The 22,090-nt window shown below is 36.7% G+C and carries 19 protein-coding genes; 5 read left to right on the top strand and 14 right to left on the bottom strand.

Features of this window, described 5'->3' with window-relative positions; translation table 11 throughout:
• The first annotated feature begins 3 nt into the window (after positions 1 to 3).
• The gene (locus ACTJIP_RS02605; RefSeq protein ID WP_180564315.1) at positions 4 to 1,116 is read left to right on the top strand and encodes a 5-(carboxyamino)imidazole ribonucleotide synthase; all 1,113 of its coding nucleotides are present in this window, start codon (positions 4 to 6) and stop codon (positions 1,114 to 1,116) included.
• A gap of 182 nt (positions 1,117 to 1,298) precedes the next feature.
• Here the strand turns inward: ACTJIP_RS02605 and ACTJIP_RS02600 are convergent, their stop codons facing one another.
• From ACTJIP_RS02600 to ACTJIP_RS02575, 6 genes are all read right to left on the bottom strand, one after another.
• On the bottom strand, positions 1,299 to 2,114 hold the full coding sequence (locus ACTJIP_RS02600) for a hypothetical protein (protein ID WP_180564314.1): 816 nt from the start codon (positions 2,112 to 2,114) through the stop codon (positions 1,299 to 1,301).
• A gap of 38 nt (positions 2,115 to 2,152) precedes the next feature.
• The gene (locus ACTJIP_RS02595; protein ID WP_139348568.1) at positions 2,153 to 2,854 is read right to left on the bottom strand and encodes an SH3 domain-containing protein; all 702 of its coding nucleotides are present in this window, start codon (positions 2,852 to 2,854) and stop codon (positions 2,153 to 2,155) included.
• A gap of 153 nt (positions 2,855 to 3,007) precedes the next feature.
• The gene (locus ACTJIP_RS02590; protein ID WP_077418416.1) at positions 3,008 to 5,131 is read right to left on the bottom strand and encodes a cation:proton antiporter; all 2,124 of its coding nucleotides are present in this window, start codon (positions 5,129 to 5,131) and stop codon (positions 3,008 to 3,010) included.
• Between the two features lie 6 nt (positions 5,132 to 5,137).
• Positions 5,138 to 5,704 carry a hypothetical protein gene (locus tag ACTJIP_RS02585; RefSeq protein WP_077418418.1) on the bottom strand — a complete coding sequence of 189 codons (567 nt, stop codon included), beginning with the start codon at positions 5,702 to 5,704 and terminating at the stop codon, positions 5,138 to 5,140.
• A gap of 70 nt (positions 5,705 to 5,774) precedes the next feature.
• The gene (locus tag ACTJIP_RS02580; protein ID WP_440704083.1) at positions 5,775 to 6,473 is read right to left on the bottom strand and encodes a hypothetical protein; all 699 of its coding nucleotides are present in this window, start codon (positions 6,471 to 6,473) and stop codon (positions 5,775 to 5,777) included.
• 122 nt (positions 6,474 to 6,595) lie between these two features.
• Positions 6,596 to 7,501 (bottom strand): DMT family transporter, encoded by a 906-nt coding sequence (locus ACTJIP_RS02575; protein ID WP_077418422.1) that lies wholly within the window; start codon positions 7,499 to 7,501, stop codon positions 6,596 to 6,598.
• Between the two features lie 210 nt (positions 7,502 to 7,711).
• Between ACTJIP_RS02575 and purE the strand changes: the two genes are divergently transcribed.
• Entirely contained in the window at positions 7,712 to 8,215 is a 504-nt protein-coding gene (purE, locus tag ACTJIP_RS02570; protein ID WP_077418424.1) for a 5-(carboxyamino)imidazole ribonucleotide mutase, read from the top strand.
• Positions 8,216 to 8,269: 54 nt separating this feature from the next.
• Here purE and ACTJIP_RS02565 read toward each other — a convergent pair whose 3' ends face one another.
• The 6 genes from ACTJIP_RS02565 to ahcY all read right to left on the bottom strand — a co-directional run bounded on the left by ACTJIP_RS02565 (position 8,270) and on the right by ahcY (position 16,034).
• Positions 8,270 to 9,778, bottom strand: coding sequence for a BspA family leucine-rich repeat surface protein (locus ACTJIP_RS02565; RefSeq protein ID WP_232538981.1), 1,509 nt, complete (start codon positions 9,776 to 9,778; stop codon positions 8,270 to 8,272).
• Positions 9,779 to 9,834: 56 nt separating this feature from the next.
• Positions 9,835 to 11,508, bottom strand: a complete 1,674-nt coding sequence (locus ACTJIP_RS02560; protein WP_440704082.1) for a BspA family leucine-rich repeat surface protein — start codon at positions 11,506 to 11,508, stop codon at positions 9,835 to 9,837.
• A 23-nt stretch (positions 11,509 to 11,531) separates the two neighbouring features.
• A complete protein-coding gene (locus ACTJIP_RS02555; RefSeq protein WP_180564310.1) occupies positions 11,532 to 12,854 on the bottom strand; it encodes a BspA family leucine-rich repeat surface protein in 1,323 nt (440 codons plus the stop codon).
• 183 nt (positions 12,855 to 13,037) lie between these two features.
• Positions 13,038 to 13,430 carry an inner membrane protein YiaA gene (gene yiaA / locus ACTJIP_RS02550; protein ID WP_034699887.1) on the bottom strand — a complete coding sequence of 131 codons (393 nt, stop codon included), beginning with the start codon at positions 13,428 to 13,430 and terminating at the stop codon, positions 13,038 to 13,040.
• 389 nt (positions 13,431 to 13,819) lie between these two features.
• Positions 13,820 to 14,617, bottom strand: a complete 798-nt coding sequence (locus tag ACTJIP_RS02545; protein ID WP_219073069.1) for a hypothetical protein — start codon at positions 14,615 to 14,617, stop codon at positions 13,820 to 13,822.
• 103 nt (positions 14,618 to 14,720) lie between these two features.
• Positions 14,721 to 16,034 carry an adenosylhomocysteinase gene (gene ahcY, locus ACTJIP_RS02540; protein ID WP_047378461.1) on the bottom strand — a complete coding sequence of 438 codons (1,314 nt, stop codon included), beginning with the start codon at positions 16,032 to 16,034 and terminating at the stop codon, positions 14,721 to 14,723.
• Between the two features lie 166 nt (positions 16,035 to 16,200).
• Here ahcY and ACTJIP_RS02535 point away from each other — a divergent pair, with 166 nt between their 5' ends.
• Both ACTJIP_RS02535 and ACTJIP_RS02530 read left to right on the top strand, forming a co-directional pair.
• Positions 16,201 to 16,719, top strand: a complete 519-nt coding sequence (locus ACTJIP_RS02535; protein WP_219073068.1) for a pyridoxamine 5'-phosphate oxidase family protein — start codon at positions 16,201 to 16,203, stop codon at positions 16,717 to 16,719.
• A gap of 183 nt (positions 16,720 to 16,902) precedes the next feature.
• Positions 16,903 to 17,517, top strand: a complete 615-nt coding sequence (locus tag ACTJIP_RS02530) for a 4'-phosphopantetheinyl transferase family protein (RefSeq protein ID WP_077418436.1) — start codon at positions 16,903 to 16,905, stop codon at positions 17,515 to 17,517.
• Here the strand turns inward: ACTJIP_RS02530 and ACTJIP_RS02525 are convergent.
• Positions 17,498 to 19,762 carry an FUSC family membrane protein gene (locus ACTJIP_RS02525; protein ID WP_428168020.1) on the bottom strand — a complete coding sequence of 755 codons (2,265 nt, stop codon included), beginning with the start codon at positions 19,760 to 19,762 and terminating at the stop codon, positions 17,498 to 17,500. The two genes, ACTJIP_RS02530 and ACTJIP_RS02525, sit on opposite strands and share 20 nt — an antisense overlap.
• A 229-nt stretch (positions 19,763 to 19,991) precedes the next feature.
• On the opposite strand from ACTJIP_RS02525, the gene blaCHM reads away from it, so the two are divergent.
• Positions 19,992 to 20,750, top strand: a complete 759-nt coding sequence (gene blaCHM, locus ACTJIP_RS02520) for a CHM family subclass B1 metallo-beta-lactamase (protein WP_180564309.1) — start codon at positions 19,992 to 19,994, stop codon at positions 20,748 to 20,750.
• A gap of 143 nt (positions 20,751 to 20,893) precedes the next feature.
• Here the strand turns inward: blaCHM and porV are convergent, their stop codons facing one another.
• Positions 20,894 to 22,057 (bottom strand): type IX secretion system outer membrane channel protein PorV, encoded by a 1,164-nt coding sequence (gene porV, locus ACTJIP_RS02515; RefSeq protein WP_047378455.1) that lies wholly within the window; start codon positions 22,055 to 22,057, stop codon positions 20,894 to 20,896.
• Positions 22,058 to 22,090 lie beyond the last annotated feature (33 nt).

Raw genomic sequence — 22,090 nt, 5'->3', positions numbered from 1 at the left:
AAAATGAAAATAGGAATTCTGGGAGGCGGACAGCTGGGAAGAATGCTGATACAAAGTGCACTGAAGTATGACGATGAGTTTTATACTCTGGATCCGGCTTCTGATGCGCCATGTCATAACATATCGTATTTTACACAGGGAAATTTTAATGACTATGATACAGTTCTGAACTTCGGTAAAGACAAGGATGTTGTAACCATTGAAATAGAACATGTAAATGCTGATGCATTGGCAGAACTTGAAAAGCAGGGAATAAAAGTTGTTCCTAATGCCAGTATCATCAAAACGATCCAGCAAAAGATCCTTCAGAAAGAATTTTATAAAAGCCATGATATCCCAAGCCCGGAATTTCAGGTAGTTTGGAATAGTGATGAGAAAATCATTATGCCATTGCCGTTTGTTCAGAAAATGAATACAGGCGGATATGACGGAAAAGGAGTACAGGTGATCAAAACGCAAGAAGATTATCAACACTTATGGACGGAAGCTTCTGTCATTGAAAGTCTGGTAGATATTGAAAAAGAGCTTTCCGTAATTGTGGCAAGAAATGAAAAAGGTGAAACCAATATTTTCCCGGTGACGGAAATGGTTGCTGATCCCAAATTAAATCTATTAGACTTCAATGTATGTCCGGTTCTTTTAACAGAAGATGTTCAGAATCAGATTGATTCCATAACAGAGAAATTTCTAAATGCGGTGAACTCTCCGGGATTGTTTGCTATCGAATTATTTCTTGACAAAGAAGGAAAAATATGGGTGAATGAAACCGCTCCGAGACTGCACAATTCAGGACATCAGAGCCAGGAAGGAAATACCAATTCTCAATTTGAGCAGATGTACCGAGTGGTGAAAAACTTACCTTTAGCCGATACTGATGCTATCACTTACAGCGGAATGCTGAATCTTGTTGGAGCAGAAGGATACGCTGGAAAAGTAGTCTATGACGGAATGGAAGACGTTCTTAAGTTACCTGAAACCTACATCCATTTATATGGGAAAACAGAAACCAAGCCAGGAAGAAAAATGGGACATATCAATGTTCTTGCAGACTCCAGAGAAGAACTTATGGAAAAGCTTGTTATTGTAAAAGGTATGATGAAAGTAATTTCCGAGTAATCCGTTTAAAATAATTAAAAGGGAGCTGTTTAAAAATTTAAACAGCTCCCTTTTTTGTTATACGGTTATTCAATAGGAGCGGGCTTTAGCCCTTTTATAAAATGATTATAAATTCAATTGGCTTTAGCCAAAACTTAAAAACTAAAATCTAATGCTATTGATGATTTAATTGTTTTGATTTATCAAGGATTTTTAACCACCTCGATACTGTCTTTCTTATAATTGTATTTGATATAGCTTCCTAAAGCTGTTGACAGAACTGAAAATTCTTCCAGTTTTGTAAGCGGAGCATAGAGTTTAAAAGTACAGATATCCGTTGCAGAAATAAAAGGATTAGTGACTAAATGGCTATGGGTAGCCATTGTTACAGTACCTCCGTTTTCCAATGACGTAAAAGCCGGAATAAGCCTTGAATGAAATTTTTTACTGGAAATAATAGTACCCTTTTTATCAGAAATAAAAAGATAATCATTTCCGAAGGGGATGACTCCGGACTGTGCAGTACCTGGTATTAAATATACCTTATAGTTTTCATTAAACGGAATAATAATCATATTAAGACTATATCCCTGTGGTACCGTTACCTCATATTTTGGATCATATAACTGTGGTATAATGGCTGATCGGATATTTTTTAATGTGCTTTCAGTTTCATTAAGTTCTCTTTGCTTATAACTTTCATCTATTGGTTTTGTTTGGTTATTTTTAAAAGAAAATTCGGCGATGATCAGATTACTGCTTTTATTAAGAAAAGCTGTTTTTATATTATTATCGTTGGTTTGATAGGTGATGTAGCTTCCGGTATTTTCAGCCAAATTTTTGTTATTGCCTACAAGATCTCCGGCATGCCATGATGCACTTTCATATGAATAGAGTAGGTTTCCTTCTGCTTTGATGGAATCTAGTTTCTGCCGGAGCTCCTTATCAGAAAGAGTAAGGCTTTGTGCAGAGATAATCATTGAAACTAAAAAGAATAATAATCCGATAGTTGGTCTCATAGGTTATTTTTTGAGCCAAAATACGAAATTGATAGATTCTAAAAAGGTATTGTTATCATTTTTCCTTTATATTCTCCATTTACAATTTTAAAAAGAGCAACATAACCTCCCGCTCCGTCAGAATTAATAGTTGTGATATATAACGTATCGTTTTTACGGTCAAAATGACATTCCGTAAATTCATTGTTAGGATTAAAGAGATTTTCAATCTCCCGGTTAGGAATCTGAACTTTTTTATCTCCAATCTGTACCGTAATAGATTGGTAATAGGTTTGAGGAATGGTGCCGTCTGTTCCCCATATGGGTTGCCCTTTATATTTATCCTCAATTTTTTGCCCGTTATAATCAGATGAAGAAAAGAATTTTTTATTTTCCTTGTAATTGAACTTTCCTGAAATGATATCTACCTTGATATTCCCAGATTTGAAAACCGCTTTATTTTCATTCCTTACTATAGGAGAAACAGGTTCGTAAGATTCTATCAATTGTACTCTTGAACTATGGATGTAGCCTATTATTTTGTCATTATAATAAACATTCAGCCAGTTTTTGTTCTTCTCATCCGGTTCATAAGCGTAGACAATTTCATCAGAATTGACCTTTCCTACAATCTTACTTTTAGCATCTGCATTCTCCCTCACATTTACATAACCATCTTTGTCTACAATTTTAGCAAACTGAGCAAAAGACATTTGTATGCTTAGAATTGCTATTAACAGGAATACTTTGTTTGCTTTCAATGGTTTATATGTTTTTTTTGTTAAAATAATAGTTGTGATGGAATCTACAATCAAGGCCGAGATATTTTACTAAAGAAAACTAAAAGAGAGAACTTATTATTCGATTATGGTAACTTCCAGCATCCCTCTTTTAGCTTCCAGCTTTAAAAAGCTTTATTTAAAAATCTTCTGAATCACATTTCCAATCTCTACAAAATCCCCATGATTTCCTACGGAACGTATTTCGGGACTGTTTTTATCATATTCTGAGAAAGGGAAAATCAAAAGATAATTGTTGTCTTTCAGATTTCTGTTGAGAAGTTCCGGGATCAGTCTCATTCGTGGAATATAGGATTTCATGCCTCGTTTTGCCATCAGGATAATCAACGCTTCATCATCTTTCAGCTGGGCAGCGGTTCTTTCGCCATCCTGCCATGTGCTCATAATGATAAATTCTGCTTCTATACTGGCTTTTTTCATAATTTTCTGTAGAATATCAATGATATTTTCAGGGGCATAAAAAACAACTGTAGCTCCGGAATTTCTGGCAATATTCCAGACCCTAAGCAATGCATGGAAGAATCCTGCATCCTTATCGGCATTCTCAGGAATCATGACGGCATATTTCTTTATGGTGGAAAGCGGTTGTGCAGCATGATATACCAGCACATTCACATCATCATTCTGCAGGTAACCGTTGTAAAGATTATAGACAAAAGAAGGTGAGAATCCTTTTTCATCCTCCAATCCGATGATGAGGTCTGTGATTTTCTGTTCTTTAATCACATTATTTACTCCATTGACAACATCATTGTCATATCTTTTTAGGGCTTGCAGTTTCACATCTGCGGCTGCGGCTGCATCTGCTGCCTGATGGAGAAGTTTCTCAGCATTTTTTACTGAAGATTCATTTTTATCTTCATTGATGACGTTCAGGGCAAACAGATCTTCTGTATTGGAATGTGCTTTAATCAGAATTCCAAGATTCACCATTCGCTCAACAGTAGCCTCATGGTTGATGGCCAACAGAATGCTTTCTTCTTCATGCGTATTTCCGGAAACGGTATCTTCATTATCACTTTCAGCAATTTTCTGAGCACTTGCCATAGAAATAAAAGAGGAGATGGTACATGAAATCAGGATCAGAAGGATACTTCCGTTCAGTACATGTTCATTTAGTAATCTTACAGGTTCTCCGGTTTCGGTTTCGGAAAGGATGATGTTGTATCCTACCATTACTGAAGCCAGTGTTGCAGCTGCAGAGGCAGAACTTAACCCAAAGATAAGTTTTCCTTCCTCTTTGGTCAGTCTGAATGTTTTTTGAGTTGCTACCGCAGAAAGATATTTTCCTCCTATGGACGCTACCAGCATAATTCCGGCAACTTCCAGTGTTTCCCAGCTTTTAAAGAACACTTTAAAATCAATCAGCATTCCTACACTGATCAGGAAAAACGGAATAAAGATGGCATTTCCTACAAATTCAACTCTGTTCATCAAAGAAGAAGTATGAGGAATAAGTCTGTTTAAGGCTAATCCTGCAAAGAATGCCCCGATAATGGCTTCCACACCCGCAAGTTCCGCAAGCATCGCTGCCAGATAAATCATGACCAATACGAAAATATACTGTGAGATTTTATCATCTACTCTTTTGAAAAACCAACGTCCTATAATCGGAAAGACAATGAGTACAATCAGTGCAAAAACAATGAAAGAAACAGATAGTTTAACCCAAAATTCTGTCCCTACATCTCCCTGGGACATTCCCACAATTATGGCAAGTACCAATAAGGCCAGGATATCCGTGATCATTGTACCTCCAACGGTGATATTAACAGCCTTGTTTTTGGCAATTCCCAATTTACTTACTAATGGATAGGCAATAAGAGTATGGGATGAAAAAAGACTGGCAAACAGAATGGAAGTCAGCATTGAAAAGTGCAAAATATAATATCCTCCAAGATATCCCAGTACAAAAGGAACGGTGAAGGTATAGATACCAAAGGTGAGACTTTTCCACTTGTTCTTTTTAAAATCTCCCATATCAATTTCTAGACCCGCCAGGAACATAATATAGAGTAGTCCGGTGGTTCCCGTTACAACAATACTGCTGTCTCTGGACAATACATTGAATCCGTTCGGACCAATGATAGCTCCGGCGATGATAAGCCCCAAAAGGTGGGGAACTTTAATTTTATTAAGAAGCAATGGCGCTGCCAAAATAATGACCAGTACCAACAGGAACTTCAGTACCGGATCTTCTATAGGAAGACTCAGGTTGTGTATACTCAGTAAAATCATAAGTGTTTATTTTGTGGAACGGACTAATTCAACAGAGAACTTAGCGGTACAGCCATCAGATGTGATAGTTCTTGTACCTTTGATCTTGTTGTCTGAAATATCATTAAGAAGAACGTTCATTTCTACATTCTTTTTGGCAGTAGAATCTGTTTTGAAAGACAACCTGATCTCATTGTTTTCAAACTTGCCTGTATATAGCCTTACCAGATTATTGTTATTGATGATTTTGGTAATAGGCTGGGTAGAATCGTTATCAAACTCCCAGATGTCAGTACGCTGGTCACCCACAGCATACTCACTGCAGTTAGACTCTGTACAGATTACTTTTCCATTCCATGGACCGGAAATTTCAGCGGGCCATGAAGAAGTAATAACTACCGAATCTTTTTTAGCAAAAATACTATCTCTCATTTTCAGGAGCGACTGATATTCGGATTCTTTCTTCGCGAATACTTTTTCTTTTTCTAATAATTGTTTTTCCCTGTCTGTCAGGTTTTTCTCCTTCTCTTTGTAATCACAGCTTACAAGAAAAAAAGAGGCGACCAGAAATAAAAAAAATGTGTTTTTCAGCATATTGTATAGGTTGGAGTATACAATATAGGAAAAATGGAGGGAATATGAAAATACTCCCTGATGATGTTCTTTAGTATTCTAAAGGAATAAAGACAATTCCCGACACGTCAAACCCTTGTATATTGGTCTTCCAGACAGGAGATGTTTTTACGATATTGGTGAGTTGTTTTTTGATGGTATCAGAAATATTCAAATTTTTTATTTCCACAAAAGTTGGAACTCCGTTTGGCTCTATATCTAAAATAAGAACAGAATTTCCTTTCTCTTTTTTCTTATATTTCTTTTCCAAGGCCGGATATATGTTTTTTTCAATCCATTGATACAATGCTGCTTCACCACCTTCGAATTCAGGATGCGGAGGTTTATTGTCTTTAAATTTTGGAGGAAGATCCTTGGGATAAGAGGTCAGATTTGAATTTTCTTTGACTAATGTTAGCACTCCTTTTTTATTGGGACTATAGATTTTATGGTTGATTTTTTCTGTGGTAAGATCAATATCTACAAAATGAATTTCTGCGTTGTTAATTCTGTAAATACCTCTGTGAGTTTCTTCCCCTGATATTTTTTTAACAAGAGCATTTTCTCTGATAGTATCCCCTTTATTAGGAATCAGATATAATTCCTGATTCGTTTCTTTGTCTTTTTTGTTTTGAATATAGATTTTGTAATCAAAACTTTTCAGTTTGATATCTTCCCTGGGCTCTGCTTTTTGAGAAAGATAAAATGCAGGAAGAAGTAAAACAGTAATGATGGATAGTTTTTGCTTCATGGTTATAAAGTTGTGTTTTGACAAATGTAAAGAAATTCTGATACTTACCTATAAATTTTAATCGAATTTAATGGTTAGAAATGCAATACAGCAAATAAAAAAATGAGGAAATTTTTCACATATTATGATACTTTCTGCCTCCTGAACATCTCCGGTTTGTAATTAATAATAAAAACGCCACAGATGATCATAACAGCTGCAAGAATAAACTTGAAAGTCACTTTCTCATCCATAATCAGCCAGCCTAAAAATATAGCAATGATGGTATTGATATAGGCCAGAATAGAAACCTGTACCGGCGAAATTTTTGTCAGTGCATAATGGAAGGCAAAAAAAGCGGCTACTGAACCAAAAACAGAAAGGTATAACATGGCTGAAATACTCTTTACAGACCAGTTTCCAAAGTTATAATTTTCAGAAAACAGGAATGCAAAAATAATCTGAACAACCCCTGCAAACAGGAACTGATAGAACAGATTCAACGTTATATTTCCGCTCTGGATATTTAATTTTTTGGTGAAAATGGTTCCGGAAGCCCAGCCTGCAATGGCACAGAAGAGGAAAATCATCCCCATTCTGTAATCAGGGTTGGCAAGATCTTGCAGTCCATCCCAAAAAATAAAAAGAATTCCGCTGAAACATAACAAGACGCCACTAAGAGCCCGTAAACTGAACTTTTGTAATCCCACAGCTACACTTCCCAAAAAAACAAGGATAGGAGAGCAGGCACTGATCAGTGAGGCAAGACTGCTCGAAACAGTTTCCTCAGCGACTGTAGTCATACCATTAGCAACAACCAACATCAGGGAAGAAAAAACAACCTGATATCCTAAGCTTTTCCAGCCAATCCATTTGAATTCCTTTCTCGAAAGTAGAACGACAAGCATAATGAGAGAAGCCAAAAACTGACGGATTCCTGCTACAAACCAGGCAGGAATGGTTTCCACAGCTACACGTATAGCCAAAAATGTAGTTCCCCAGACCATTGCAACGGTAAGAACAGCAAAAATAAGTTTATAGTCTTTCAATGTAAATAAGTAGTGTAACACACAAATGTAGAGGTTTTGAAGAAAAAAGAATGGGTACAGTTATTTTAATTTTTGATGATACAGATGGGAAAAGGGGAAATAATTGATGATTGATTGGATTTTGTTTGATTGTGATAAAAGAACTTCCTGCTTCCTTCTTCCAACTTCCCGCTTTATTTTTTTATCTTTGAAGATCTAATAAAATTGAAGATGGTAGGAATTATTATGGGCAGTCAGAGTGATCTGCCGATCATGGAGCAGGCTGCAAATTTTCTTAAAAGCCTGGATATCCCTTATGAACTAACTGTAGTTTCAGCACACAGAACACCGGAAAGAATGTTCGATTATGCAAAAACCGCTCAGGAAAGAGGGTTGAAAGTAATCGTAGCCGGAGCCGGAGGGGCGGCACACCTTCCGGGAATGGTGGCAAGCTGTACAACACTTCCGGTAATTGGGGTTCCGATCTTGTCCAGTAATTCAATAGACGGATGGGATTCTGTTTTATCTATTCTTCAGATGCCCGGCGGAATTCCGGTAGCTACTGTAGCTTTAAACGGTGCTTTGAATGCAGGAATTTTAGCGGCAAAAATTTTAGGAAGCGGAAATGAAGAAGTAGCAGCAAAACTTCAGAAATACCAAGATTCCCTAAAAGATAAAGTATTAGGAACGGTAGAGGATATCAAAGCCCAGCATCCAAATCATTTTGACAAATAGCTTATCTTTAAACTCAAAATAAAAGCCTCACTTTTCAGCGAGGCTTTTTTGTTTTTATTTCTTAATGAATTTTGAAGAAATTGTTTTTTCTTTTAGAATGAGCTGTAAAATGTAATTTCCTTTAGGTAAAGAGCTTACATTAATCATATCATTATTAGGATTTCCTTCTTTCACAAGCCTTCCGCTTGCATCATAAATTTTATAGCTTTTCATGTCCTTTAATCCTTCGATATGAATATCATCCACTGCTGGATTAGGATAAAGTGAAAGTTTTTTATTCAGTTTTAAATCAGATGAAGACAGTAAACAGTTTCCTACTGTATCACCGGTCATAATCCAGCCTTTATTGATAAGAATATCTCTTTTATCTGCCACGTTTGAAGCGTATTTAAATCCTGTTACAGGACCTAATGCAACGTTGTTTGCCGTATTGGGGTTGTCTGCCCATCCCAGAAGTGTTTTGCTGTAATTTTCACAATTGAGCGCAGCTAAATTTAATGCAGCATTAGCATTTGTAACAGAAGCTAAGTTCCAGTTCCCTAGGGGCTGATTATAACTTGAAGCACCGTTGAGAATCTGGTCTATTCTGGTGACCTTGGTCATGTCCCAGTTTTCCAAAGGTTGATTAAAGGTTGAACAACCATGAAAAACATGAGCCATATTGGTAACCTTAGACGTATTCCAATTGAGCTGCTGATTGAAAACAGGGATCACATGAAACATAAAATGCATATCCTCAAGACTAGAAGTATCCCAGTTGTCCAGACGTTGATTGAAACTTAAACACTGCCCAAACATCCAGCTCATATCTGTCACTTTTGAAACGTCCCAGCTATTGAGAGTTTGGTTAAAAACGGTCCTGTTTCCAAACATATAGCTAAGGTTTGTAGCAGAAGACATATTCCAACTGTCAAGATAGGGTGGATTAAACTGATCTGTAATTGTTACCGGAGAAACATCAAATAAAAGCGAAAACATAAAACTGAAATTTTTGATTTTCGAAGTCTCCCAGTTTTGCATGGAGCTGGCACCCATAAAGCTGGTTGTACCATAAAACATAAAAGAAGCATCATCAACATTATTAAGATCAGGACTGTCTGTTGCGGTAAGAATCATTAGCCTGCACAAACTGAATGCACTGTTCATTGTTGTCCATGAAATATTTCCCCATTGTTCTATTTCCAGTAATTTGTCTGTACTTCCATTGATCTGCCAGATAGGAAATAACTGCTCAGGAAGTGTCATCATCTGTGGTGACCCGAATTTTATTTGTTTGAATTCCCCATTTCCATTACTTACTTTTACTCTGTATTTTGCATCATTTCCGTCTGAAAGTGATATGCCAAAATCAATCAGGACCTGTTTCGTAGAAGTGACATTGGTAAGAGAGCCGTTGTGCTGGGGATAGCCTATTTCCTCCCAGTAAATATCATAATTATCACCAATTCCGGGAAACCATATTTGCTGAGGACTAGCCTGATAGGGAGCGTCTACATTTACTGCAGGTAATGCCGTAGAAGCAGGTTTCCAGATCGTGATAAATTCATCCTGAGCTCTCACCATGAAAATCAGTATTAGAAAAAAGAGTGTTGAAATTTTTTTTAATAGCATGTTCAGTGTTATTTCTTTATGAATTTTAAATTCCGGATATTCTCTTTTGAATAAAGCTGTAAAATATAATTCCCTGGAATTAAAGCTTGAATATTGATCTGCTCACTCGCCAGATCTCCACTTGAAACGATTCTTCCGCTCGCGTCAATAATTTTAAAGTCTTTAGCATTGGATTTTTTTACATAAATAATGTCTGTGGCAGGATTTGGGTAGATATTGATTTCACCTTTTATCTTTACATCAGAAGTTCCAAGGAAGGATTGACATTCTCCGTTATATGTATCTCCACTGATTGCCCAGCCTTTATTGTTAATCAGATTGTTTCTCGCAGTTACTGCTGCATTATGGGAATAAGTAAGAGGAGAAACTGAGGTTAGGCTAATGTCATTTGGTGTTGAAGGATTCAGGCTCCAGCCATACAGCGTGCTGTCATAATTCTGGCAGTTCAACGCAGAATTTTTGAACATATTGGAAGCGTACAATAATGAACTGAGATTCCACTTTCCCAGGTTCTGGTTGAAAGCAATGGCATTGTTGAACATGCTGTTCATACTTTTTACTAAACTGACATTCCATTTTCCTATATCCTGATTGAAGCTTTTTGCTCCGTTGAACATGTCCTGCATCCATTCTACTTTTCTGGTATCCCAATTGGAAATATTGCTGTTAAAATTCTCAGCATTATAAAACATACCATTCATAATGGTGACACTGCTTGTATTCCACATAGATATATCCTGATTGAAAGCTTTTGCACCATTAAACATATGATTCATTTCTATGATTTTTGAAGTATTCCAGTCTTTAAGGGGATAATTAAATTTCGTAGCCCCGGAAAACATAAACTCTGAATCAAGATTATTAGACATATCCCAGTTTCCAATAGGGCGGTTGAATTCAGCGGCTCCATTAAACATAGCCGTAGTAGAAGTTACTTTAGAAGTATCCCAGTTATCTAATGGTTGATTGAAAAGTTTAGCTACATTGAACGTGATAGCCATTATGGTTACATTGGAAGTGTTCCAGTTTCCAACCGGCTGATTAAAAACGAAACATCCTGTAAATGTTCCAAGTAATGTAGTTACATTGGATGTATTCCAGTTATTTATAGTAGGATTTCCCACTAAGCCATAACAACCTGAAAACATGTAAGACAAATCAGTTACCTCCTTCAGATCAGGAATGTCTGTGGCGGTAAAATCTAAAATTTTGCATGCCTGAAATGCCTGTTCCATAGAAGACCACTGAATATTTCCCCATTGTTCTATCAATTGTATTTTATGAACATCCCCTACAATTCCGTTGTCATTAAATATGTCCCAGTCAGCAAATCTTATCTGGTGAAAATTTCCGTTTCCGTTACTTACTTTTAACCGGTAAGTGGCATCTGATGGATTGGGGTTGTGCGGAACTCCGAAATCGATCAGGGTCTGATAAGCAGAAGTTACATTCGTTAAGGTCGCATTGTGTGAAGGATAGCCTATTTCTTCCCAATAGATTTGATAGTTTGTTCCTCTTCCTGGAAACCAGATTTGATTATTATTTGAGTTAACAGGAATTCCTGCATAAGGATAGGAAGGCGGGGTAAGACTGGGTTTCCATACCGTGATAAATTCATTTTGTGCCTTTACCAGGAATATCAGCAAAAGAAAAATGAGTGTTGGAATTTTTTTTAAAATCATGATTATCGTTTTATGGTATTAGGTTATTGTTTAATGAATGGAAATGAATGAATCTTATTCTCTGTCAAGACCTGCAGAATATAATTTCCCGGAGACAAAAGTCTGACAGTAATTTCTTCATGTTTCAGATTGTCTTTGGCAACAGTTCTTCCACTCATATCAGTTATAATATAACTTTCCGGCTTCGGAATGTTTTTCAGATAAATATGATCTTTTACAGGATTGGGATAAATGGAAGCTGTATTGATGGTTGCCGTTTCAGAAGTTGAAAGTGTTTGATTGCAGAGTCCATTGTAAACATCACCGGATATCGTCCAGCCTTTATTATTGATTAAATAATTTCTTGCAGCTACAGCATCAGCATGAGAATAGACCAATGGTGATGCATTTGATAGATTAATATTAGCAGGTGTTGATGAGCTTTGACTCCATCCGTAAAGGGTTTTATCATAATTCAGGCAGCTCATAGCAGAGTTGAGAAACATACCGGTAGCGGTTGTTAATGAACTTAGATTCCATCTTCCAATATTTTGGTTAAAAGCGGTGTCATGGAACATTTCATTCATATTAGTGACATTTCCTGTATTCCAGTTTTGAATATCCTGATTGAAGTTGTGAGCAGTATGGAACATATGCTCCATGGTGGTAACTTTTGCGGTATTCCATTTTCCCAAAGGCTGGTTGAATGCTGTATTGTCAAACATATATGACATATCTGTAACATTGGAAGTATCCCAGTTTCCCAATGGTTGGTTAAAGAGATAATCATCACCAAACATATAATACATATCTGTAATTGTAGAGGTGTTCCATGTATTGAAAGAAGGATTGCCGAGTAATGAAGTACATAAATAAAACATCTGACGCAAACTGGTTACCATGCTGAGGTCTGGTACATCAGTAGCTGTCACATCCATATAGTCGCAGAATACAAAAGCATTGTCAAAGCTTTTCCATTTTATATTTCCCCATTGAGTAATTTGTGTGATTTTCGTTCGGTCAGGGGCATTATAAGTGGGAATTATTGTATTATCAAAAAACCTCACCTGATCAAAGCTGCCGGTTCCGTCACTAATTTTGATTCTGTAGCTGGCCTGGGCAGAAGATGGATTTAATGGTGTTCCTAAGTTGATAGTAAATTCAGTAGTTGAGGTTACATTGTGCATTGTTCCGGTATGTTGCGGATATCCTACCTCTTCCCATGACACCTGGAAGTTAGTTCCTCGGCCGGGAAATTTAATGAGCTGTGCATTTTGGGGTTTCCAAATGGTGATGAACTCATTTTGTGCTTTTATTGTGAGTATCAACAATAGGAAAATGAGTAATGAGATTTTTTTTAAAATCATGATTATAGTTTATGGTATTAGTTTTAAGGTGAAAATAGAAATGAGTGAATATTTTTAATTATATCTCTATTTTATGATATAAATATATGGAAATTTTAAAATATTAGTAATATTATTCGTTAATGTTTTAATTATTTTTTATTTTGATCAAATAAAAAACTCTCCGTTTTGGAGAGTTTTATTTTATTCCTGAAGCATATTGTCACGTGTATTTTTCTGGACCGCGATGGCTCCGAAGAGAGCGAGCAGAAAGGCAAAGGCATAAAAACCTTTTTCACTCGGAAGAATAGTGGCATTCCAAAGTCCAATGGCCAGCAATACAATAGATGATAATGTAGCAAACCAGCAGATCCCGTAATAAATGTCTGTTACCTGAATATTTTCTAACCTGTCACGTACTGCTTTTTGTAGAGAAACAACGGCAAATAGGCCATAAAGAAGAATAGTAAAATAATATCCTTTTTCATTCAGCAGCATTTCAGCTCTTGCAAGACCGACGATGAAACCAATCATTCCTGCTCCCAATGCTACCCATGATGCAGCGACGAATGCATTCGATACTCTTTGTTTTTTCATAGTTTAATGTTTTATTTAAGAGGGCTAAGATATTCATTTTTTATAAATAGAGCTCTAGCAGAGGGGAAATATGGGAAAAATACGGATTGTTATATTCATGGATTTTAAGTTTTGGCTAAAGCCGGTTGATTTTATTATAAAAACGGATTCCCTTCGTCTAAGCTCAGGATTATAGTCCGTTCTTATTGAATATGTATAGAATACCTCCAAATTCATAGCTCATAATCTATAATTCAAAATTTTCCCCTAGCCCCCGATAGAAGCGGTTACCCCGGAACTTGCGTTGAGACCCTTAGGCTTCGCTCAGGGTGACAGTGCTGGTGTGAGGAGTATGAGCGGATAGCGGGATCAGCTCATAAAAAAACTCCCCAAAATTGGAGAGTCTGTTATTATTGAGTGATATATTCGTAATTATACTGAGCTGAAAGGTTTCCGTTGGCTTCTTTTGAGACTACCTGAGTAGGTAAACCGGCGCTGTTGTATTCTATCGTAGAGGTTCTGGTTTGGTTTTGTATCCAGGTCCCGTTACTTTTGTAGCTTACCTTTTCTATCAGATAATTATTGGGGCTCATCACAATAGCTCTGCCCATCATAATTCTAATATACTTATTGAGATTGGTATATGGGTTCAGTTTATCATCGTAGGAATACACAACTTTAGTGCTGGATCCTCCACCCTCTGAAATCTCTGATGAAATATTGTTCCCATTATAAGCATACGTATCAACGATGGGATTGGAACAGTCTGGCGACTGGCAAAGAGATGTAGAGATCACCTGTCCGTTGGTATTATAATTATAGGTAATCGTTCTGTTGTAATCCGGATGAGTGTTGTAGATTGCTTTAACGCTTGCCAGCTGATCTCCGTTATAATTAAAAGCAGAATAGTATTCCAGTGTCTGGTTGGTATTATAATGATTTATCTTTACAGGTTTCCCGTTATTGTATTCAAATGTGGAAGTTCCATAGGCAGACGAAGTTTTTATAAGCTGTCCCTGACTATTATATTCAAGGGTTTCTACGCTGGTTTGAGGCTGTGATGGATTATCATAGTAAACTGTAGTGATTTTACTTAATAACATTTTTGGTTCGGAAGGATTATTGGTTCCCTCATTATCATCATTGCCGCTGCAGCTGTTAAGGAATACAACAGCGCTCATCATTCCCAGAAATAAGTAGTTTTTCATGTTATTTTTTTAGCTGACAAAAATAAGGAATTGCCCTGCGGCACTCCATAAAAAATCCCACTATCTTAGAAATAGTGGGATCATATCATGTTTTATTTAAATCTTAGTATCTGTAGTATTCAGGCTTGAATGGCCCTTTTACATCTACACCGATATATTCAGCCTGCTCAGGAGAAAGAGTTTCAAGTTCTACGCTTAATTTCTTAAGGTGTAAAGCTGCTACTTTTTCATCCAGGTGCTTAGGAAGCATATATACTTCATTACCATAAGCTGCAGAGTTGTTCCATAATTCGATCTGAGCCAAAGTCTGGTTAGAGAAAGAGTTAGACATTACGAAACTTGGGTGGCCAGTAGCACATCCTAAGTTTACCAATCTACCTTCTGCAAGGATGATCACTTCTTTTCCTTCAATAGTATAAATATCAACCTGAGGTTTCACTTCAGATTTAGTCTGACCATAGTTTTTGTTTAACCAAGCCATATCGATTTCGTTATCGAAGTGTCCAATGTTACAAACGATAGCTTTATCTTTCATTTTAAGGAAGTGTTCTCCTCTTACGATATTGAAGTTACCTGTTGTAGTGATGATGATATCAGCGTTGTCTACTACAGTGTCTAATCTTTTTACTTCATACCCGTCCATAGCAGCCTGAAGCGCACAGATTGGGTCAATTTCAGTAACAGTAACGATAGAACCAGCTCCTCTGAATGAAGCTGCAGTACCTTTACCAACATCTCCGTATCCGCAAACTACCACTCTTTTTCCGGCCAACATTACGTCTGTAGCTCTTCTTACTGCATCTACAGCAGATTCTTTACATCCGTATTTGTTGTCGAATTTAGATTTAGTTACTGAATCGTTTACGTTGATTGCAGGCATTACTAAAGTTCCGTTCTTCATTCTTTCATACAGTCTGTGAACACCTGTAGTGGTTTCTTCAGAAAGACCTTTGATATCTTTTGTGAATTCAGGGTATTTATCAAAAACCATGTTTGTTAAATCTCCACCATCATCCAAAATCATGTTTAATGGCTTTCTGTCTTCACCAAAGAATAAAGTCTGCTCAATACACCAGTCAAATTCTTCTTCATTTAAACCTTTCCAGGCATACACCGGAATTCCAGCAGCAGCAATAGCAGCAGCAGCGTGATCCTGTGTAGAGAAAATATTACAAGATGACCAGGTAACTTCAGCTCCTAAAGCTACCAATGTCTCGATAAGCACAGCCGTCTGGATTGTCATGTGAAGACATCCTGCGATTCTTGCTCCTTTCAGTGGCTGAGATGGTCCGTATTCTTCACGGATAGACATCAAACCAGGCATTTCTGCTTCTGCAAGGGTAATTTCTTTTCTACCCCATTCTGCAAGGGAGATATCCTTAACTTTATAAGGAACGTATTGTGTTGTAGTACTCATATGTAATGAATAATTTTAAATTCAATTGATTACGAAAGGCAAAATTACGATTAATAATTAAGATATAAAAACGGCAGATCAAGTTCAGTTTTATGAGATTAAACATGAATTAATATTATTTAGTCTTAATATAAATAATTAATTTTAACTGATAAATAAATATATTATGAACCATACTCATACAGAAAAGAAAATCAAACCTGTTGCTCCAAAAGTACAGGAACTCATCAATGCTTCAAAAAGTATTATTCTGGCTACTGTAGATGCAGAAGGGAATCCCAATTCAAGCTATGCTCCTTTTGCTCAAGTAGAGCATACATTTTATATCCTGGTATCTTTCATGGCAAAACATACTAAAAACCTTGCTGACGGAAGAAAAACATCCATCATGTTTATTGAAGATGAATCAGCAACGAAGCAGATCTATGCCCGTGAAAGGCTGACTATTGAAGCAGGAGCGTCTCAGATTGAAAGAGATTCTGAAGTATGGAATACTGTAGTTGCCCAACTTAAAGAGACTCATGGTAAAGTAGTGGATGTCATTTCTGAAATGGGAGATTTTATTTTAATTGCCTTGCAGCCTGTAAAGGGATCTTATGTAAACGGATTCGGAAGCGCCTATTTTGTAGATGCAAATCTTGAAATTGTAGAGCATAGAAATGATGTGAATCATCAGTCTAAATAATTAAGCTGGATGTTGGGAGCGGGAAGCTGGAGGTTTATAAATATTAAGGAAACAAAGAGTTTGTTTTTTATCGACAATTTCTTTTATCTGGTTTACAAATTATTTTTATAACAAATAGTAACTTCCATTCTCCAGCTCCCAGCTTCAAGCTTTTTTTAGTATTTTTGTCTCATATAAAAAAGAATGCCACTCTACAGAGATTTTTCAGATGATAATGCCACCATCCTTGTTTGGAAGTATGATGAAAGTGAAGAATTGGATATCCATAAGCTTCTGGAACCGGAAAATGCTGAGAAGGTAAAAGATTATCATCCTAAAAAATTATTGGAAGTCCTGATGGTACGCAAGCTCCTGAAAGGATTAAAGCCCAATTCTAAGATTTTATATAAAGAAAGAGAGCCTTTTCTTTCTCCCAACGATGCAGAGATTTCCATTACGCATTCTTTTCCCTTTGCTGCCATTGCCATTTCTAAAAATAAAATAGGGATTGATGTAGAAAAGTTCAATCCTAAGATTTTAAGGGTGATCGATAAATTTACCTATGAAAATGAGCGCGGTTTTATTCCTGAAGATAAAGCAGATACTTTTTATACAATTATATGGAGTGTAAAAGAAAGTATGTATAAAATTCACCACTCAAAATATTGGTCTTTAAAGAAAAACTATGAGGTGAAGCCCTTCGAGCTGAAGCATCTTCATAAAATAAGCTGCCGTGTCTATGACGACCAGTTTTCAGATGAATTCAAGGCCAGGGTAGAGTTTTTCGATGACTACTGCTTTACGATTGTGGAGGAGTAGGATCTGTCTCGTTTTTGTACTTCTCGATTACTTTTCTCTGTTCTTTTGCTACATCATAGATCAGTTCCAGAATATCATGGATGTTTTTAAGCTCCGTTAAATGGGATATTTTATCTGGATCTCTTCTGTCTACAATGTCATTTTCCTCAATCTCGGTTTTTCTTTTCAGAAGCATATCTTCAATGGAAGAATCTTCCGGCTCAAGGCGGCTTTCCATTTTCAAGGTTTCGTTGATGTCTTTTCCGTTGAGGAGGGCAGAAGTTTGCTGCATTTCTGCTTCAATCTTCCGGCTCCAGCTTTCAGCATCTATTTCAGGATATTGTTCATTACTCTTGGAATATTGAGAAAGAGAAGCGGTATATGCTGTGATCAGGTGTGATGTTGCCACAAACTGGTGAACAACTTCCAGTTTTTTCTGCTGATTTTTAGGATCCGAAATCATTCTCTGGAAATTGTCAGAAAGGTTGGCCAAAGAAATGATCGCATTTTTTCGCTTTACCTTATAATCTTCAAGATCAAAATTTCCCTGTAAGAATTTGGAAATCACACTCTGAAAATAGATAAGGTTGTCTGCTGCAGACTTCTTCATCAGATCCAGGTTTTGGGTATGTTCCCAAACTGGCAGTACTATATAAGATACTACAAAAGCAATGATTCCCGCAATCGCTGTATCAAATATTCTGTCTTTAAAAATGATATTGACTTTCCCTGGATTTAAAAAATTAAAACTCAGGAAAACATAAATTGTCATGAATAATACCGCCCAGAAATAACGTCCTTTCAGAAAACTGAAACACATAATCATACTGATAAGCAGAATAGCGAGTAAAACACCGTTAATATGTACAAAATGCAGAATGGCGTAAGCAATGCTGGCCCCTGCAATTGTGCCATAGAGACGGAGCAGGTTTCTCTGTTTCGTGATGGAGTAAGCTGGTTTTAAAATGGCTGTAATGGTAATTAATATCCAATACGTATGTCCCAGTCCCAGAACATCAAACATCGAGAAAATATACCCCAGCAGCAAAGCCGTTGTAATTCTTATCGCATGGCGGAAATGGGAAGAGGATAACGAAATATTATTTCTTAAAACCTTAGCATTGAGTTTGGGCTCATTAGGCATGAATTTTTTCAAGTCTAATCCCGTGGATAAACTTTTTGCCAGTTTTATATTCTGAGAAAATACTTTATAGATCTCGTTGATTTCTTTCGTAATTTCATAGATACGCATCAGGATCTGGCGCAGGATCATGAAATTTTCCAGATTATCAGGAGAAAGCTGTTTATTTCTGAGTTCGAAATAATTGTAATTAAGACTTTTTAATTCCTGTTCCAGATTTACCATCGGCTTTGCTCTGGTACCACTTTGAAGGGCAATTCCGATATTGGTGATCTCCTCTGCCAAAAGATTGAGATAATCATGGATATTAACAAGGATCATACTGTCCTCAAAACTCTGCTGAAGCTTCTGATAATCGCTTTCGGAAGTCATCAGCTTCTCATGAAGGTCCATGGAATTCAAAAACATCAGCATCAATAAACGACTGGTTGTTGTAGATTCATTGACAATAGTTCTTGTTTTAAAAACAGTTTCTCTGGTGTCTTCCTGTAAGTTTTTTATTGCAATCTGTTTTGCAATAACCTGAGTGGTCAGTTTATTAAAATCCGGATTTTTCTGATAATAATTAGCTTTAATCTTTAAAAACTCGGCCAGCTGAAGATAATTTTCCCCAATCATCTGGCTTGCCAGTTTATATGGACGGATTGTCGTTACAATAAGGAATATGAGCAAAAACCAAATACAGCCTGAAGCAAAGATCAGCAGACTTTTAAAGATATTACTTCCTGTAAGATGACCGTCAATAAAAATGGCAAGTACAACGAGTGATAGTGAACCTACTGCCGCCAATCTCTGACCGTAAACTCCGATCAGGGAGAAAAACATCCCAAATACGATGACTTCCAGGATTACCAATATTTTGATATTCATCACAAGACTTGCGATGAGCGCGACAAAAACAAAACAGAGGATTGCAAAAGTAAGGGCATTCCTTCTTCTGATGAAAGGCCCGGGCTGATCTGTAAGAGCTACAAAGCTGGTTCCTAGAGGGAAAAGAAAATATTCCTTCAAAAGCCCGAAGTGGGCGAGGACTAAACAAGGCAGAACAGTAGCTAATGTAATTCTGATAGCAGAATATACATACTGGCTGGTTACAAATTTTTTTAGCTCTGCCGAATAGTTCATACTACAAAAATAGCTATTGAATTTAAGAAAATCGCCATAAAAGAAAGACTTTTGTAAACTTAAATATTATATTTTTTTAATTGAGCTGTAGTACTATTTAAAAATAAATTGACAGAAGAAACATATGAATGATTCACAACTCATAATTGGTTATTTTTAACACAACAGCTAACAAATCTTGTTCCACGAATTCTTACCTTAGCTTATCTCAAGCTTAAATTATCATTTTATGAAGATCATCAGTAAAAATATATTAGCCATTTTGTTTTCTTTTATCATGTTAAGCTGTATTTCACAGAAGAAAAGCAGTTTTAAGGCAAAGAAAATTTATGAATCAAAAACTCTGATCATCACCCAGATTTCAGAAAACACATTTATTCATACTTCTTTTAAGCAGACCAATGATTTCGGGAATGTTCCCTGTAACGGATTGATTGTAAAAGACCATAATGAAACTATTGTTTTTGATACACCTACTAATGATACAGGTTCAGATGAGCTGATACAATGGATCAATGAAAAACTTCATGCGAAAATCAATGCAGTGATTCCCACTCATTTTCATGATGATAGTTTAGGAGGATTGCTGGCCTTTCATAAAAAGAATATTCCTTCTTATTCCAATGCTAAAACAATCGAACTAGCCAAAGAAAACAATTTCGTTGTCCCTGAAAACAGTTTTAATGATTCTGTGATTCTGAAAGTGGGTGATAAGGGTGTTATTGCTAAGTATTTCGGAGAAGGTCATACAAGAGATAATACTGTTGGATATTTCCCAAGTGAACATATTCTGTTTGGAGGTTGTTTGTTGAAAGAGCTTGAGGCGGGCAAAGGATATTTAGGAGATGCAAATGTCTCTGCGTGGTCAAATACCATTGAAAAAGTAAAAAAAGAATATCCCGACGTGAAAATTGTAGTTCCGGGACATGGAGATTATGGAGATGGGAGACTTCTTGAGTATACCATTACATTATTTAAAGGTCAATAGTGAAATTTTGCTTCGCAAAGTGAATGGTGAATGATTGTAGTATAAAAGAAATTGACAAGTGAAGCGGATTGACCCTTCCACAATTGATATAAAAAAGCCTCAATACAATGTATGAGGCTTTTTTTATATAGCTGTAGCTTTTTTTAACGATCGTTGTTGGATGTTTCTTCTCCGATGTTCCAGGTAAGACCGAAACGAAGCGTGTTATCCAATGCACTGTTGATTTTAGACATGTTGATCAGGTAAGAAAGATCAAGTCCGAAAGAACGGTATCTTAAACCAACACCCGCTGTAGCAAACTGTCTTGCTCCCTGCTCTTCACTTTCATGGAAGTAACCTCCTCTTACAGAAAATGCATTGTCATAAGAATATTCTAAAGCACCACTGTACATGATACTGTTTTTATTTTTGAAAGATTTTCCAATACCAGCCATTGGCCCTACATTCGGGATTTGATAAATAGGCTGTCTTGTATTTGGATCAATTCCTGCATATTCAGATCCGGGAACCAAAAGTTTTGAACCTTCTACAGAAATTCCAACTCTGTTCATATCATCCAGGTACATGTCATACCCAACTCCTAATCTTGCCATTGTAGGAAGATAAGATCTTGACTCTTCATTTCCTGTATAATCCAGTTTCGGACCTACATTCTGAATAGCTAAACCTGCATTCACTTTACCATCATATCCTCCGATACTGGAGAATCTTGGTGAGGTATAGTATGCTGAAACGTCTACTGCGAAACTGTTTGCTGCTTTAAGTGTAGTGTCTGTGTTGAATCCTCCGGCTAAGTCTGAACGGATAAATCTACCGGTAACAGCACCAGAGAATGAATCAGAAAGCTTCAAAGCATAAGCAACGTCAATTGAGAATTCGTTTGGTTTTGATGTACCCATTGATGCAATTTCTGTACCTACCAACTGAGTCAGGTCTACCTGTCCCATGTTGAAATAATAGATACTTGCAGAGATTGTAGATCTCTCTTCCTGCCCCAAAAACTTATGGAACGAAGCATATAATAAGAATACATCATTGGTAAGTTTCCCCATGTAAGGCGTATAGTTAAGACCTACGGAAGAACTTGTTCTGCTGAAAGGATATTTAGCCGCATTCCAGAATTGTGAAAATGCATCCGGAGAGGTTACCACCCCTTGATCTCCCATACCTCCTGATCTCGCATCAGGCGCAATTCTTAGGAAAGGAGCTCCGGTAAGAACTGGGTTTACTTTACCTAAATCTTGCGAATAGCCTAAAAAACCAGCACTCAAACCAAATCCTAAAAGCAGTTTAGTAGTTAAATTCATATGTTGTCTTTTATATATTATCAGTTTTTTGTT

This window comes from Chryseobacterium sp. 22543 (assembly GCF_052044565.1).
Lineage (GTDB): Bacteria > Bacteroidota > Bacteroidia > Flavobacteriales > Weeksellaceae > Chryseobacterium.
The sequence above is the reverse complement of the archived record's forward strand: the minus strand, read 5'-3'. Positions and strand labels throughout refer to the sequence as shown.